The organism is Paenibacillus sp. TAF43_2 (assembly GCF_052113545.1).
GTDB lineage: Bacteria > Bacillota > Bacilli > Paenibacillales > Paenibacillaceae > Pristimantibacillus.
On sequence record NZ_JBFRDK010000208.1, the window covers coordinates 1 to 16,457 of the forward strand.

A 16,457-nucleotide genomic window follows, 5' to 3' on the forward strand; every position below is an offset into this window, starting at 1 on the left:
GCATTTATGAGAAGATTGAGCACAGTGAGAATTGGAAGCAAGCAGAGTCCCTCGTCCTCGCTGTTCTTGAGGAGCTGGCTGCTAAGCTTACGAGCAAACGAAGCCTGAGAGGGAAAAATGACACGATTGAGCGGATGCTTACCTACATTCAAGCCCATTACCACGAAAATGATTTGTCGCTCGATCGGCTCGCTGTACAGTTTCATTTGAGCCCAACCTATATTAGCAAGCAGTTTAAAGAATATACCGAGCGAAATTTTATCGACTATCTAATCGAAATTCGAATTGACGCCTCGAAAGCACTGCTTGCTAATAAGGATAAAAAGGTGAACGACATCGCCGAAGCGATAGGATATATGAATACCCGCAGCTTCTTGCGGACGTTTAAAAAATTTACAGGGATGACACCGACAGAGTTCCGCGAGCAAGCCATCAGCAAACAACATGGGCAAGACACAGAGCGAACGTAAGACCGGTGGCACACTTCCAAAGCGGAGGCGTTGCCCCGGTTTTTTCATTGTAATATAAGAATTAATAAGTTTGTTAGCTTATAGAGAGCTTATATTTCTCCGTCAAATATACTTCAACATCCAGAGGATGCTGAAGGCGTTTTTGCTTTTAATGGCGGGATTTCTTCCGTTTCACAGCAAAAGAATGAACCTGTTCAAGAAAGGTGACTGGGCCATTTCACAATAAAAGACACCTGGCACAGAACATGTCTATATTCAGCTTCCCGAGCTTTGTGTACGATCGAATTGTAGACGGAACATAAAGGGGGGGAGGACGATTTGGATACGGCTTAAGCGGGATCGTCACTTATATTTGATGCTTCTGCCTGTCATCTTGTTTTATGTCATCTTTAAATACGCACCGATGGCGGGCGAGATTATCGCATTCAAAAATTACCGGTTTATTGATGGAATATGGGGAAGCGAATGGGCTGGTTTTCATCATTTTCAAATGCTGTTCGCAAGCTTGGATTTTTGGAGAATTCTTAGAAATACGCTGCTGTTGAACATCTATAGTCTCGTGTTTGGTTTTCCGGTACCTATCCTCCTTGCCTTGCTGCTTAACGAGGTGCGCAGAGAATGGTACAAAAGGACGGTTCAGAACCTGTTGTATTTGCCTCACTTCATCTCTTGGGTTGTGCTTGGCGGTATCGTTATTGCGATCCTTTCGCCAAGCACAGGCGTCGTGAATCTGATTCTAAAACAATTGGGCATCGAGCCCGTCTATTTTATGGCGGATTCGACTTGGTGGCCTGTTGTGTATACGTTATCCGGTATTTGGCGCGAAGCGGGCTGGGGGACGATTCTCTATTTAGCAGCGATAGCTTCGATTGATCCCCAGCTTTATGAAGCAGCCAAAATCGACGGTGCAAACAAGCTGCGGCAAATTTGGCATATTACACTTCCTGGCATTCGCAGCACGATCGCCATCTTATTGATCCTTCGGATGGGGCATATGATGGATGTTGGCCTTGAACAAACGCTGGTGCTTCAAAACCAATCCGTGCTGGATGTAGCGGATGTCATCAGCACCTACGTATACCGGGTCGGCTTGCAAAATATGAATTACAGCTACACGACAGCGCTTGGGTTATTCCAATCCTTGATTGGGTTCATTCTAGTCGTAGGCGTTAACGGGCTCATCCGAAAGTTCGGCGAAAGGGGGTTATGGTAACGGTGAAAAGGAATGCTGCCGCATCTTTTGTGTTGTCATCGATTAGCAAAATCATCCTTTATATGTTTCTTGGCCTCTCGTCCTTAATCGCGCTGTTCCCTCTATGGTATGAGGTGGCAGCATCCTTTAGCAGCAGCCGGGCAATTACAGCCGGAGAAGTGATGCTGTGGCCAATTGAATTCAATCTGCATGCTTACGATCGGCTTTTTGATGACGGACAAATTTTGATCGGCTTGCGAAATACGGTCTTGATCACGGTTGTTGGTACCGCGTTGAACATGATCATGACGATACTTGCTGCCTATCCGCTTTCAAGACGCCGCTTGATGGGACGCAGCGGACTGCTAATGTTTGTTACGTTCACGATGTTATTCGTTTCTGGGATCATTCCGAGCTTCATTCTCGTCAAGTCGCTGGGCTTAATGGACACATACTGGGCATTATGGCTTCCTGGGCTAGTCAGCACATATAACATGTTCGTGATGAAAACGTTTATGGAAGGCCTTCCGGATGAAATTGAAGAGTCGGCTGCTATGGACGGAGCTGGAGATTGGCGGGTCTTAATGCAGATCATGCTTCCGCTGTGCAAGCCGATCATCGCCTCCTTGTCGCTGTTCTACGCCGTTGGCTGGTGGAACTCCTATTTCAGCGTTCTTCTTTATATCACAAAAACGACGTCACAATCCTTGATGGTGAAGCTGTATCAGATGATTAATCAAGTGGATGCAAGCCTGCTTAACAATACTGGGGGAAGTGAGGGTGCGGGGCAAATCTTGTTAACGCCCGAAGGCATCAAAGCTGCGGCCATCGTCATTGCGGTCACGCCGATTCTATGCGTATATCCGTTTCTTCAGAAACATTTTGTAAAAGGTGTCTTGATCGGTTCGGTTAAAGGTTAATAAGGAAAAGGGGATGATGTATTTGTTGAAATGGAACAAAACCCGCAATTTGATCATGATGGCTAGCTTAATTGTTGTACTGCTGGCTGGCTGCACGGGGAAATCCGAGCCGAATAAACCTTCTGCTGTACCGAATAAGACCGATGTGCCAGCACCAGTGGTAGAGCAAAAGAAAGAGATTAGCGTATCGATCCTTGACCGGGGCGAAGTGTCGTCGGATGAAGGTAGCTACGAAAACAACCGCTGGACGAAGTGGATCAATGAGAATGCTCCTGCAAAGGTCAAATGGGTACCCGTACCGCGTACGCAGGTACAGCAAAAATTAAACACGCTGATCGCATCGGGCACGGCTCCGGATCTCATATGGGAATATGACCGCAGCTATATTAGCCAGCTCGCTGCACAGGGAGCGATTCAGCCAATCGACGAATATATCGAAAAATACAGCACAACGTACAAAGCTTATTTGGCTAAGCATCCAGAACTTAAACCTTTCCTAACGATTAATGGAAAAATGTATGCGATTGCAAGCGCGCGTGGACAAGAAACGATAGCCAATCATGGCATTATGATTCGTCAGGACTGGTTGGATAAGCTGGGCTTGAAAGCTCCGACAACTGTTGAAGAATTATTTGAGGTTGCACGCAAGTTCAAAGAGGGCGATCCGGACGGCAACGGCACGGCGGATACGGTTCCAATCACTTTTAATTACAACGGAGTGCAAATTTTAAGAGCCCTTTTCTTCAATAACGAGAACCAATGGTATCTGGAAGATGGCAAGCTCACGTTCGGCCGTATACTGGATCGGTATACCGATTCGCTTGCTTTGCAGAAGCAGCTTTTTGACGAAGGGTTGATCGATAAGGAATACATTACGGATACGAATTTTCAGCGCTCGCTGCAGCTTTGGACGACAGGCAAGTCTGGTATTTATCTTGGCTCATGGTCAATGGGCGCAGAGTTTGTTGATTTGAAAAAAAATGTGCCGGATGCAAAAGTTGTGCCTTTGGAGCCTGTCGCTTCGAAGTATGGAAAAAATGGCCTTTATCAGGAAGTGCCGGCCAATATGTATATCGCTTTTAATACGAATATGAAAGAGGACAAAATCGAAGCAGGCGTCAAATTTTTGGACTGGATGCTGGAGAAGGGCTGGGAGCCGCTCAGAATTGGAGAGAAGGACGTTCATTATAAGCTCGTGGGAGAAGTTCCGCAGAAGACCGACGCTGATAAGTTCAAGAAGGAAGTGTTTTATGCAAGAGAGTATGCGATCTTGAATGAATGGGATCCGAAGCCGGAATGGTATGCGGTGATGGCGGCACAGGATCCGATTTCTCAAGAGCAGGCTGTGCTTAAAGCAGCTGGTCTTGAGATTGCGATGAAAAATAAATACAGACGGGACATTGCCTATAATCCTGATTTGCCTGAGGTAAGCCAACTGATTGCTACCTTCGCTCCGATTGCGCAGCAAATTGAAGCCAAGATCGTAACGGGAGGAGGCGCGCTTACACCGCAGGCTGGAATGGAGGATATTCGCAAGGAATGGAAGCGTTTGGGCGGTGAAAATGTAGAGAAGCTAGTGCAGGAGTGGTATGAAACGAACAAAGAGCATCTGAAGTAGAGGGGAAGGCCCTTCCCGAATGCGGTCATTACTTTTCGGGAAGGGTTAATCGCCGATCCGAGTAGCAAAGGATGGATGGAAAATGATGACCATGAAAAAAGTTTTTTCATTATTCCTCGTCTTTGCATTGATCATGACGGCATCTGGTACGCTTGGAAAAAATGAACATGCAGCGGCTGCAGAAGCGGTGGACGCAGAGCTTCAAGCCGGCGATTATGAGAGCTCCGACGAAGTATGGGACTTCCTGCTGGGCGCCGAATTTCCCGGGGCGCAAGGAAGCTTTACAAGAGATCAGTCTGTATTCAAAACAGGTCTTTCCTCGGCCAAGGTGACTGGCGATTTTAATGGCGGCGGCTCATACGTTGCACTGGAGCGGTATCTGACGAAACGAATAGTTCCGGCGGATGCGGTAAGCTTATCCTTTTGGGTGAAAACTGCGGATGCTGCATCGATTTATATTGTACTAATGGACGGAACGAACCAAAACCACTCGCAAAGGCTGGTGCTTCAGCCGACAACGGATTGGCAGAAGGTTACCGTGAATGCTTTCAATGCCGGCAGCGAATATACGCACTGGGGAGGCGCCAATGACGGAGCCTTTCATCCGTCGCTTAAGAAGATGAYGATCAAGGTAGCACGGGCGGGACTGCGTACGGGGCTTAAGAGCGGCTCGGTATGGTTCGACGATCTGCGAATCAAGGTGACCGTACCTGACCTAGCCATCGCTCAAACGCAGGTTGGCAACGTATTTGCTGGTGCAAGCAAAGGCACTTTTGATGTATTAACAACGGGAGATACCGTCACATGGCAAACCTATGATGCTTGGGGTGAGCCCGGTTTAACTGGAAGCTCGCCGGTTACTGGAGGAAAGATCAGGCTTGAGGTGCCGGTACAATCAGATGGCTATTATCGTTTAAAACTATCAGCTTATCAAGCGGGAACTTTGCTTAAAACAACAGAGACGACATTCGCGGCTGTGCCAACGTTTGATTTGACAGCAGTGACAGCATCACCGTTTGGCGTACAGACGCATTTTGCACATAGCTGGAACCGTGAGATGCTTCCTTTGGTCAAGTATGCAGGAGCCAAAAGCGTGAGGGATGCGATGTTTTGGTCTGAGATTGAGCTAAAAAAAGGCATCTACACCTATAACCCGAAATTTACACTCTATATGGAAGGATTGCTGGAGAACAGCATCGATCCGCTAATGACCTTCGCTTTTTCCAATCAATTTTATGATAATTTCCAAACGCCTTATTCAGCAGAAGCTCACGCCGCCTATGCGAATTATACGAAATCCGTACTGAACCGATTCGGCGGCCAAATCAAATGGGGAGAGATGTGGAACGAGTTCAACCTGCCCGGATTTGGAGGGAATGGGCCGGCTGCATCACAGCCCGATGTATACTTCAACCTAATGAAAGCAGGTTATGAGGCTGCCAAATCGGTGCGCCCTGATCTGAATGTGCTTGGAGGCGCGACCGCAGGCATTCCAGCCGAGTGGCTTGAAGATTTGTTCCAGCTCGGCGGGTTAAACTACATGGACACCTTATCCGTACATCCTTACCGTTATCCTGACAAGCCGGAGGGACTTCTTAACGAGGTAACCTCGTTAAATCAACTGGTGAAAACCTATAACAACGGACAGACGAAACCCATCTGGTTCTCGGAAATTGGATGGCCGACGCAGCTTGACCCACGCGGGGTGGATGAGAAGACGCAGGCTGCCTATTTGATTCGCACCTTTGTACTTGGCATGGCAGCAGGAGTGGAGAAAATCTTCTGGTACGATCTGATGGACGACGGAACGGATAAAAAATATAACGAGCATAACTTCGGTATTATTCATAATGGCGGTGATCCGCTTGGCGCGTATACGCCAAAACCGGGTTATGTGGCGTTAGCGACGGTAGCACGGCAGTTGACTGGCGCAAGCGTAACCGGTCAGGAGATTACAAACGGCATCTATCGCTATAAATTTAAGAAGGACCAGAAATCGATTCATGTGCTTTGGTCAGGGACGGATACCGAAACCGATCTGACTTTGAAAACAAATGGACCACTGGTCGTAACGGACATGATGGGCCGTTCAGCTACCTATACGCCGAAGGACGGGGAAATTTACATTACGGCTTCAAGCGAACCTCTATTCATCCAAGGGAAAATCGATAAAGTCATTCAAGGAAGCAAATATAGGCTTAAGAGCGAACCTTCCTTTACCGGTGATCCTATCAGCGTAACGTTATCCGTATACAAAGCATCATCTTGGAATCCGCTAAGCGCCCGCATTCAATTGCAAGGATCAGTTCAAAATATACTGGCTTCTTCGGTCGGCACCTATCCTGTCGTATTTCAAGGAATAGGTCAACCTGGCAGAAATACAGTGGTGATCAAGCAATCGGAGGAGCTTTCTGTCAAACATGTGCTGAAGGAGGGCAGCAACTTCCTGAGAGTTCGAATCGATAATACAAAGCCGGTCGATAGGCGGTTGACACAGATCGATTGGCAGGTGGGTGCGAATACCGAATCAGAAACTTATAATACGGTGCTGCCTGGTTTTACGGATTATACAATTGATCTTCCAATACCGGAACTGCCCGAGGGAACTTTAACGCCTCACCAGCTTACCGTCTATTTGGATGATGGCACCGTATTGTCTCTTTCAGGCAACTTGAACAATATCGCTGTCGCAAGTATGACGCCTATCGTTAACCGCACGGTGCAGGTGGATGGGTCGCTGGACGATGTAAGCGATCTCCCTGGCATCGACCTGTTTGAGGAAGGCCATTCAAGAGTGGTGCCGCATAATGGGCCGGAGGATTTGAGCGGTAAGCTATGGGTTACGTATGATATTGACCACCTCTATCTGTCGGCAAAGATCCATGACGATCTATTCTCGCAAACCAAATCAGGCGATGCGATTTGGAGCGGAGACAGTATTCAGTTCGCTATTTCCTTAGGAACGCCGGGAGAGGCGACGGAATGGTATGAATACGGAATGGCGCTGACACCAGACGGGCCGGAATTATATCGGTGGATGGCGATGACTGGCGTATTGACTGGGCCGGTTACAAATCGCCAGCTCCAGATTACGAGAGATGAAACAAACAAGGATACAATCTACCGGCTCGCATTGCCTTGGACGGAATTGTCGCCGATTGTTCCGAGTGATGGGATTCTAAGCTTGTCCGCTCTTGTGAATGAGAATGACGGCAATGGACGCAAAGGATGGCTGGAGTGGGGCGGAGGCATCGGGTCCAATAAACAGTCTAAACTATTTAAGCCTATGTTGATTGGAGGGGCTGGATTAGCAAGCGTTAGCGGTGTGACGCTTGACAGAAGCCTACTTGAGATGACTGCGGGTGACCCTGCAGTTGCACTTCTTGCAGCGGTGACGCCAGAGAATGCTGCGAGTAAAGAGGCAACATGGACAACAAGCGATCCGAATGTTGCGACAGTAAATGCAGGGGAAGTTACGCCTGTCGGAGTGGGTACGGCAACGATAACGGTAACGACGATGGATGGTTTATTTACTGCCAGCTGCTTAGTTACAGTCACATCTGCTCCAGTCGTTGATCCGGAGTCGGGGACACCTATGCCTACTGAAGTTGTAGTGCCRGAGCAGGCAGGAGATGAGCAGTTCGCCTTAATGGCGGTCTGCTCTCTATCACAGCATTGGCGCCAACTAGGATGCCGTAATTGAGAGGATGGGATATATGGATAAGACAGACAATCCAATGGATCACAAGCTGCTGCTGCTTGGAAAAATTCATTACTGGGAGCCGTTTTTTGACCCGGAAACCAACATGCTCAAGCTGCCCTTTCATAGTCCCGGCTACCATACAACGCTTACAGATGAGGAGTTCCCGCTTGTTCACCCTACATATCCTTCTCTTCTTTATGCACTGGCTTTGCTTGACAGCGGTTTGCCGGATTATACCACGCGAGCTTATGAAGTCATACGCAAAGTGATTTCACTGCAAGACCAAAATCCTGCACACCTAACGTATGGCATATGGTCATGGTTTTACGAGGAGCCGCTTGCGAAAATGTCCCCGCCAGATTGGAACTGGGCTGATTTTTGCGGGAAACAGCTCGTTCAAATCGAAGTCCGGCATGGGGACAGATTACCTATGGAACTGCGAGAGCTGATCCGTCAAGCTGTATTCTGCGCATGCGATGCCATTATGAAGCGGGATGTAGGTCCAAATTATACGAATATCGCACTAATGGGTGCTTTGGTCACGCTTATCGCGGGCGAAGCGTACGCTGAGCCAGAATTGGCCGATTATGGTATTCGAAGGCTGGAAAAGCTCCATGCATTTACGAATCAGCTAGGGACGTTTCATGAGTTTAACAGTCCGACTTATACGGTTATCGCCATCACCGAACTGTCCAAAATTTATACGATGTCTGTGAGTGGTCAGGCCAAAGCGCTTGCGGAAGATTTGCTCGATAGCGCATGGCGCATGGTAGCAGAGCATTTTCATCCGGCGACGAAGCAGTGGTCCGGCCCGCACAGCCGGAGCTACAGTACGCTGCTAACGGATATGGCGAAGTCGTTTTTGCAAATCGCTACAAACAATAGGGTTGTGTTTACATTTAAGAATGAACAGCCGTATGATGCGGAGTGGTTTGGGAGCGGGATTTGCTGTCCGCACAAGTATGATCCATTCTTCACACAGTCTGAGGAAAGGCTGCTCCAGCAGCTCTATTCTAGAAATGAACAGACCGGGCAGGAAAAGTGGGCAACAACCTACATGACCTCTTCCTTTGCGATTGGTGTGTCCAGCGAGGAAATTATGTGGAATCAAACAAGACCGCTGCTTGTTTTCTTTGATAATGGTGGAGAGGCGGCCTATTTGAAGCTGCGCGTCCTGCATGACGGCTATGATTATTGCTCAGCTGTACTGAACAGTAGAGTAAAGGGAAGTAGACTGCTCCTCGGCATCCGTTTTCTAACTGATGGAGGAGATACTCATCCGAGCCTTGATCGAATAAATGGCTGCATAGCTGCATCTGATTTGCGAATTCGGGTAGAGCTTGGCGGCTGCTTGGATAATGTAGACGCGGAAGTGAGCGGGGAAAGAGCGGAGGTTAGAATCGGTGACTGCAAAGTTGCTCTGCGTATTTTGTTTACGGCATTTGGTGCAGGGACGGAGGAGCATGACGATAAACAAAAAGACAATTGGAAGTGGGAGCTCGCGAGGAACAGCAGCAGCTTTTGCTTCGACCATATTTTACATGCAGTAGAGGACAGTACAATTGATTTTGAGAAGATGGGCAAAGCAGCTTTTCTTTTTTCGCTAGTAATTGGTGAAGCAGAGCCGGAAATTATAGTAGAGACCTATGATGATGTTGTAGCAGCTAGTTTTTCAAGCAAGCAGAATGTCGACGCAACCAGTGATGATCCTATTAAGTTATCCTTAGCATTGAAGCCTGCAGCATCACCATCAGTATAAAACGGTGAAGCTGCATCATTTTATGGAGGTGGAGGAGCAGGCATGAAAACGAAGTTATCGCGAGAAATAGTGAATCAGGCGGCTGATCGTGTTTATCACTATATGCTTGAGGATCATTCCGGTAGTTGGGGCATGGATTTGAACCATTGGGACTGGGTGCCGGGAGTCGGCGTCATTGCGATGCTGTCTTATTATGAGCTTACAGATGAATCAGAGACGATGACGGAGTTAATAAAATGGTCGCAAAATAATTTACACCTTGCGGAGAAGGTCAGAGTCATCAATGCAATGGCGCCATATACGGTTTTTCCAGCGCTTTACGAGCATACGCATGATCCTGTTTTTTTGGAGACAGCAGAGCGGATTGGACAATGGATGATGACGGAGGCGCCCCGTACAAGGGAAGGTGCCTTCGAGCATACGGTTACGGAAAATGTGAAATTCCCGGAGCAGGTATGGGCGGATACTATTTTTATGGCGGTTTTGTTCTTGGCTAAACTTGCGAAACTCACTGGGAATGTGGATTATGCGAAAGAGGCCGTACGTCAGGTGGAGCTGCATTTAACGCTGCTGCAGGATAAGGATACGGGTGTGCTGTTTCATGGCTGGAATTCGGAGGCACGGAACCATCTTTCGGCTGCCCGCTGGACGAGAGCTAATGCGTGGATAGCGGTGGCGGTGCCGATGATAGTAGAAGAGCTGGAAGGTTTAGCAGTTGTTCCAAAGGAAACGCTCGAACGTTACCAATTGCTCATGCGCAGCCTTATTCGCTATCAACATGAGGAAGGCCTATGGGCAACGGTGCTTGACCGTCCTGAATTTTATTCGGAAACGTCGGGCAGCGCCGGCATTTCTTGCGGCATTGTGAAAGCGGTACGTCAAGGCTTGCTCGATGCGGATTACTTGAATGCTGCGTACCTTGCGGCAGATGCTATTCTTCTTAAAATAAAGCCGAGCGGGGAAGTCATGGGCGTGTCAGGCGGGACGCCTATCATGCCTTCAATCGAAGCTTACAATGAGATCGCTTGTTATCCAACTCTTTATGGGCAGGGACTCGTACTCATGCTGCTGTCGGAGCTATCGGACATCGCAAGCTAATTGTTAAAGGACCGTTTGCATCACGATGAGGTGAGTAAACGGTCCTTATGCGCGCCCAGCTTCGGCTTTATCAGACGCTGTTGATAACCATCATTTTGAGCGGTACCATCGATTCTTCCGGGACATAAAATTTGAATTTATTGTCGCTGATTTGTCCAAGCAGTTGACGGCGGATCGGATTGGCATCCTTTAATAGATGCTCGTCTGCCTGATGATAGTCAATTGGACGCATCCAGATCGGGCTATAGCCGAGAAAGAGCTGCCTTCTTGTAAATTCGGATTGATTGATCGATCCGGCATGCCATAAATTTTGTGCGAAAATAAATACATCACCCGGCTTTCCGCACACTTGTACCTCGCCGTCCAATTGCTGGCGTACATCCTTATGGTTCGGATTATAAGGATGCCTGTGGCTGCCCGGAATAACCTTTGTATTGCCGCGGTTCGGCTGTGTCATATCACTCAAAATATAACAGACTTTTATATAATAAGTAGCTGTTAAGCCTGCAATAACCGGAAACTGTGGATGAGGGCCGTCTTGATGCCAATCGATAAAGCTGTGGGAAGCCGTCTTTATATCATTTGGATTAGGTTTTCTCACGGTTAGATGGGAAATATGCAGCTGAATATTATGTCCAAGCAAATTAACGATTAAGGGAAGGATTTCTTCGTGATCGATCAATGAGGCAATTTCAGTGTGACGGGAGACGCTGTTGTAAATATTATGTGCAAACGTATCTTCCTCCTCTGCAAGGACCTCGTCGATAGCTGAATTCAGGAGGGATACCTTTTCCTGTGAAAGTATATCGGGTAAAACCAAGTATCCTTGTTCATGAAAACGACTCATTAATTCTGGAATATTTAGCGAAGCTGTACGCATTAGCCTCTCCTCCTTCTTGTAATTAATTTAATTATATGCAACGATTTTTCGTAGTATAATGTATAGATTAATCAACTTTCTTGTAAATAATTTCGTAAAAGGGATGATGGGTTTGGACAAGCCTTGGTTTCGCGAGCCCGAGCTGATTTACCATGTGTTCGTGAAGGATGCTGCGCATTTTCAGAAGACAGAGGATACTTACGATCACTGGGCTTTATTCATTGTTGAAGAAGGCGGCTTTGAGTATAGAATGGGAAATTCGAGGAGCGAGAGAGCCGAGAAAGGGGAAATGGTGCTTTGTCCACCTAATATAACCTTTTATCGCAAAACAGACGGCTTGTCATTTCACCTCATCGGGTTCCAGTGGCGAAATACGGGTAGCGCTTCCGGGGAGGACAACGAAACTTTGCCCCCTACAGGTAAGCTTATTATGCTGAACAAAAAAAGAATGAGTTCTACACTTTCGTTGTTTCGTGAAGCTCGTTATGTGAAGGAAATACTCGTGCTGAAATACAAGCAACATCTGTTAAGGGATTTGATGTATGTCTATCAGATTGAAAGCATGAATCGTAAGATAAATTATTTATATAGCGAGAACCAGGCCTTGCAGCGTGTGGTACATATGCTTCAGCAGCAAGCGGAAGAGGGCGTTTCCTTGAAGGCGATCGCGATGGAGCTTGGCCTCAGCCAAGTGCAATTGACCAGGCTGTTTAAGCAGGAATTTCAAATGACACCAAGTTCGTACGCCGCCAATCTAAGAATGGATAAGGTTAAGCTTATGCTAGTTAATTCTTCATTAACGCTTGCGCAAATAGCAGAGCAGTGCGGGTTTACGGATGAGCATCATTTGAGCAAAAGCTTCAAGAAATCGTTTGGCATGAACCCGTCCTCTTATCGGAAAGCTTATACAATTTGAGCGAATCTATTTCGACAATAAATGCCATATAAATTTCCTTTAGGAGCATAAATAAAAAATAACCGCTGGTTTTAACCAACGGTTACCGGACAAGCTGGTATCAATAACAATAATAACGCTCCCAAATTTTGAATGAATCCTCCTTATGCTTATCCCACCAACAGATATCATCCCACCAATCATCATTGTCGAACCAGTCATCATTGTCGAACCAGTCAAACCAGCCTTTCTTGTCCCAATCTTTGTCGTTCTTATTTTTGCTTGGTTGGTTTGAATGATTATTGTTATTAGTATTCTTGTTGTTGTTTTGCTTATTATTATTACTGTTATTGTTGCTACTGTTGCTGTTGTTTGTACTTTTCGTAATGGAGAACACAGACAAGATACTTGATAAGAAACCTTTCTTTTCATCGTATGGTTCTTTACTGGATGCAGCAAATGCGGAAGCAGGATACATACAGATGGTGATCAGCAAGGTAAGTGATAAGATTTTTTTGAATTTGGACATGACATCAACACCTCCCGTCCCCGCTCTAATTGCGAACTTAATGTTCGTTATAAAGAATTTTATAATAATTATATCCTTTTGTAAACGAACATTTTGAAAAAAATGGATAGTTTGGAGGAGGACTTTAGCCATAGTTTCGTAGATAATAGAGTGAAGAATACTAGTTAAATCGAAATGGAGCGGGAAGCATGTTATTGTCGAAGGGTCAAAAGGTAGATATCACTAGAGGACGCGAACTTACATCTGTGAGAGTTCAATTTGGTTGGACGACTAGAGAAGCATCGATGAGCATCGATGCTGCTGCTTTTCTATTATCTGATCGAAATATCTGCGAGAGAGATGAACATTTTATATTTTATGGCAATCCACAAGCACACGATGGTTCGATTTCGCATGATGTGACAGATAAGAGCGGTGATAAGGAGGCAATCACGATACACTTGAAGCGGCTGAGTAAAAATACGGAAAAAATAGCTTTTACAGTGACGATCCATGAGGGCGAACGGCTTGGCCATTTTATGCAAAACGTATCGCATTTATATATTCGACTAGTAAATGGAAGTACAGATGAAGAGTTGTTCCGATTTGATTATGGCTTGGCGCTTACAAAGGAAACGGCTCTAGTTGTCGGTGAATTGTATAGATATAACGGTGAGTGGAAGTTTAATGCAATTGGGAGCGGTTTTTACGGAGGGCTTGAAGCATTATGTACAAGCTACGGTCTAGAGATTGAGAGGGAAGAAGCAGAGGTAGCAGCTGCTGCCGCCGAAATGACTTTATCATCCATTGATTTGCGGAAAAAGATCGTCCAAATTACGTTGGAGAAGAAAAAATTAACGAGTGTTGCGGCTAGAGTAGGTATTGTACTTGATATTTCAGGCTCTATGCAGCCATTATACAGAAATGGCACCGTACAGGAAGTAGTGGAACGAATTCTCGCGGTTGCCAGTAAATTTGATGATAACGGGATGCTCGATGTCTGGGTTTACGATACTCATTTTAGCCGATTGCCTTCTGTTTCAGAAAAAGATTTTGATCAATACGTCCAACGAAAAATATTGGATAATAACAACATACATAAATTTGGCCGCAACAATGAACCTCCAGTTATGGAAGATGTTATTCGCAAATATACGGTGGAAGAGGAAGAGGAAGAGGCCACGCCAGTATTTATTATATTCATTAATGATGGCGGAGTCGTAAAACCGATTAAAAAGGTCATTACTTCCGCAGCGGTTCAGCCGATTTTCTGGCAGTTCGTTGGCATTGGTCATTCCGATTTTGAAGTATTGAAGCAGCTAGACACCATGGAAGGCCGGATTGTCGATAACGCAAACTTTATACATTTGGACGATATAGCAGCTGTATCTGATGAATTATTGTATGATCAGCTATTAAACGAATTTCCAAGCTGGTTGGAAGCTGCGAAAGCAAAGAGGATCGTTAGACCAAATTAATTAGCATTTTTTATTTACAGTAACGACAATGGAAAATTAAAGCCACCAGCTCAATAGGTCTGGTGGCTTTTGATTATTTGCTTATGGAAATAACTCGATTATCAGGATCCCAATCAATTTTACGATCAAGGCCTTCAATAACAAAACGCAAGGGAACCATGGTCATCGTATCAATAATCATCGGAGGATAGTCTAATGTTATCGGCTTGCCATCGATAAATGCTTCTTTCTCTCTAATGGTGAGATTCAGTGTATGGTTAGCATCCGATATGGTCATTTTCCCTTTTGCGTATTCCACTTTTGCACCTAGTTCATTAAATGTACTGCGAAGCGGAACGAAAGTAACGCCTTTGTAAATATAGGGATTAGAAGTGAGCGTTACCGTCTTTCCGTCGAGCTTTAAGGAGATGGCTTTCTTCACTTGGCGCAGCTTTGAAACCATTTCACTTGAAGGAACATTCATTTGATTGTAATAGTCCATAATGGTTTCACTGCCTGTTCCATATCCGAATGGCACTTTAGACCATAGAGTTCCGTCTGCCTTCAAAATAATAAAAGAATCTTGATTAAGTGAATGGATCGCAAATTGCTTCACATTCGAAATGCCTGCAACGGGTGATGGATCAACTAAATCTTTGGAATTATTATATAAACCCCATAATGTTCCATCGGAATGAAGTGCTGCGCAGCTAAATGTTCCACAGCTAATATCAGAGGCCGATGTTAGAAGTTTATTGAGTTTTAAACCTTTGTTTATTTCCCAAACCATACCATCCGTATCGAGTATAATCGATTTTTCCCATGTAGCAGAAACTTTTTTAGCATAAATGCCAGGAAGCTTAAAAGGACTCATCAAATCTGGCGTATCGCTGCCCCATCCATTGTAATGACCCCAAATCCATGTTTCTCCTTTCGCATTAATTGCTGCTGAAAGGAAGCTTCCTGCGTGGACGGAGACAATATCTTTTAGTCCGGCTACTTGCTTTGGAATATTTTGTTCACTAACGCGTTTGCGATAATCTTCAGGCTTATAAGCGCTGATGTCCATTCGACCCAGTTGACCAAACCCGCCGTTYCCCCATGTCCATACCGTGCCATCTGACTTTAACGCTAAACTATGGTCTTCTTTTGCAGCAATATCGATGACATCTGAAAGACCATTAACCATTTTAGGTTTTGTTACAATAGCTTGTGGGTTCGTACCATAGGTATCAAACCCGCTTACGCCATCACCGTTCCCGCCCCAAAACCATACTGTACCATCTTTTTTGAGTGCGAGGCTGTAAAAGCCTGTGACTTGAACTTTAGTAACGTCACTAAATACAGGTACCGCAGCCGATTTGAAACCAATAGTTCCATCTCCCAGTTGTCCAGCAAAGTTATTGCCCCATGCCCATACTACGCCTTGGTTGTCTAACGCTAATGCAACGTTGCCAGCCATTTCGACCTGGGTAAACCCTGCGAGTGAATTGGAGCTGCTTTCTGCAGCTTTTAAACTGCTGAGAGGTGTTAGTGATAATGCTAATAAAACCGCAAGGCATACTTTCGTAAAAATACGTTTTTTCAAAGGTTAGCACTCCTTTTTTTGCATTTGGGCGATTACAATTGTTTGAATGGGTGTTAAATTGGTCCTATTGTATAGATGCCGATGATGTATGTTACATTCTAAACGAAAAATTTTCATTTTTTGTTTCACTTTTTTATCAAAACATTTGGCCGCGGATAAAGAAGTAACTAATGAATAAATAATTGCCAACTTGTTATATAAGTCATTCAAGAAGAAGAGTACTATTGTATGGAGAACGAAATAGGAAAGGCGGTTTTGTTGATCATGTCATTTGGCGTTTTTTTGGAGAAAGGTCCTGTGGCTTGGGAAATTATTCAGCAAGTAGACGGAAGCGGTAAACTTGCGTTATCGGGCACTTGGGAAGTGGAC

At 45.6% G+C, this 16,457-nt stretch carries 12 protein-coding genes and 1 pseudogene; 10 read left to right on the top strand and 3 right to left on the bottom strand.

The window, feature by feature from the left end:
• From AB4Z17_RS28805 to AB4Z17_RS28835, 7 genes are all read left to right on the top strand, one after another.
• On the top strand, positions 1 to 470 hold a 470-nt coding region (locus AB4Z17_RS28805), incomplete at its 5' end, for a helix-turn-helix transcriptional regulator (protein ID WP_441963635.1).
• Between the two features lie 355 nt (positions 471 to 825).
• Positions 826 to 1,683: an ABC transporter permease gene (locus tag AB4Z17_RS28810; RefSeq protein WP_441963651.1), complete on the top strand. Its 858-nt coding sequence runs from the start codon at positions 826 to 828 to the stop codon at positions 1,681 to 1,683.
• A 2-nt stretch (positions 1,684 to 1,685) separates the two neighbouring features.
• A complete protein-coding gene (locus tag AB4Z17_RS28815) occupies positions 1,686 to 2,582 on the top strand; it encodes a carbohydrate ABC transporter permease (RefSeq protein ID WP_441963637.1) in 897 nt (298 codons plus the stop codon).
• A gap of 25 nt (positions 2,583 to 2,607) precedes the next feature.
• Positions 2,608 to 4,200, top strand: a complete 1,593-nt coding sequence (locus tag AB4Z17_RS28820) for an extracellular solute-binding protein (protein ID WP_441963639.1) — start codon at positions 2,608 to 2,610, stop codon at positions 4,198 to 4,200.
• Between the two features lie 82 nt (positions 4,201 to 4,282).
• On the top strand, positions 4,283 to 7,903 hold the full coding sequence (locus AB4Z17_RS28825; protein WP_441963641.1) for an Ig-like domain-containing protein: 3,621 nt from the start codon (positions 4,283 to 4,285) through the stop codon (positions 7,901 to 7,903).
• A 13-nt stretch (positions 7,904 to 7,916) separates the two neighbouring features.
• Entirely contained in the window at positions 7,917 to 9,662 is a 1,746-nt protein-coding gene (locus AB4Z17_RS28830; RefSeq protein ID WP_441963643.1) for a hypothetical protein, read from the top strand.
• A gap of 42 nt (positions 9,663 to 9,704) precedes the next feature.
• A complete protein-coding gene (locus AB4Z17_RS28835; protein WP_441963644.1) occupies positions 9,705 to 10,760 on the top strand; it encodes a glycoside hydrolase family 88/105 protein in 1,056 nt (351 codons plus the stop codon).
• A gap of 70 nt (positions 10,761 to 10,830) precedes the next feature.
• Here AB4Z17_RS28835 and AB4Z17_RS28840 read toward each other — a convergent pair whose 3' ends face one another.
• Positions 10,831 to 11,640 (bottom strand): phytanoyl-CoA dioxygenase family protein, encoded by an 810-nt coding sequence (locus AB4Z17_RS28840; RefSeq protein WP_441963646.1) that lies wholly within the window; start codon positions 11,638 to 11,640, stop codon positions 10,831 to 10,833.
• 58 nt (positions 11,641 to 11,698) lie between these two features.
• On the opposite strand from AB4Z17_RS28840, the gene AB4Z17_RS28845 reads away from it, so the two are divergent.
• Positions 11,699 to 12,556: a helix-turn-helix domain-containing protein gene (locus tag AB4Z17_RS28845; RefSeq protein WP_441963648.1), complete on the top strand. Its 858-nt coding sequence runs from the start codon at positions 11,699 to 11,701 to the stop codon at positions 12,554 to 12,556.
• A gap of 100 nt (positions 12,557 to 12,656) precedes the next feature.
• On the opposite strand, the gene AB4Z17_RS28850 is transcribed toward AB4Z17_RS28845, so the two are convergent.
• Positions 12,657 to 13,064, bottom strand: coding sequence for a hypothetical protein (locus tag AB4Z17_RS28850; RefSeq protein ID WP_441907468.1), 408 nt, complete (start codon positions 13,062 to 13,064; stop codon positions 12,657 to 12,659).
• Between the two features lie 188 nt (positions 13,065 to 13,252).
• On the opposite strand from AB4Z17_RS28850, the pseudogene AB4Z17_RS28855 reads away from it, so the two are divergent.
• Positions 13,253 to 13,771, top strand: a pseudogene (locus tag AB4Z17_RS28855) (TerD family protein); the annotation flags it as partial.
• A 63-nt stretch (positions 13,772 to 13,834) separates the two neighbouring features.
• On the top strand, positions 13,835 to 14,521 hold the full coding sequence (locus AB4Z17_RS28860) for a vWA domain-containing protein (RefSeq protein WP_441963653.1): 687 nt from the start codon (positions 13,835 to 13,837) through the stop codon (positions 14,519 to 14,521).
• A 73-nt stretch (positions 14,522 to 14,594) separates the two neighbouring features.
• On the opposite strand, the gene AB4Z17_RS28865 is transcribed toward AB4Z17_RS28860, so the two are convergent.
• Positions 14,595 to 16,088, bottom strand: a complete 1,494-nt coding sequence (locus tag AB4Z17_RS28865) for a stalk domain-containing protein (RefSeq protein ID WP_441963650.1) — start codon at positions 16,086 to 16,088, stop codon at positions 14,595 to 14,597.
• Between the last annotated feature and the right edge of the window lie 369 nt (positions 16,089 to 16,457).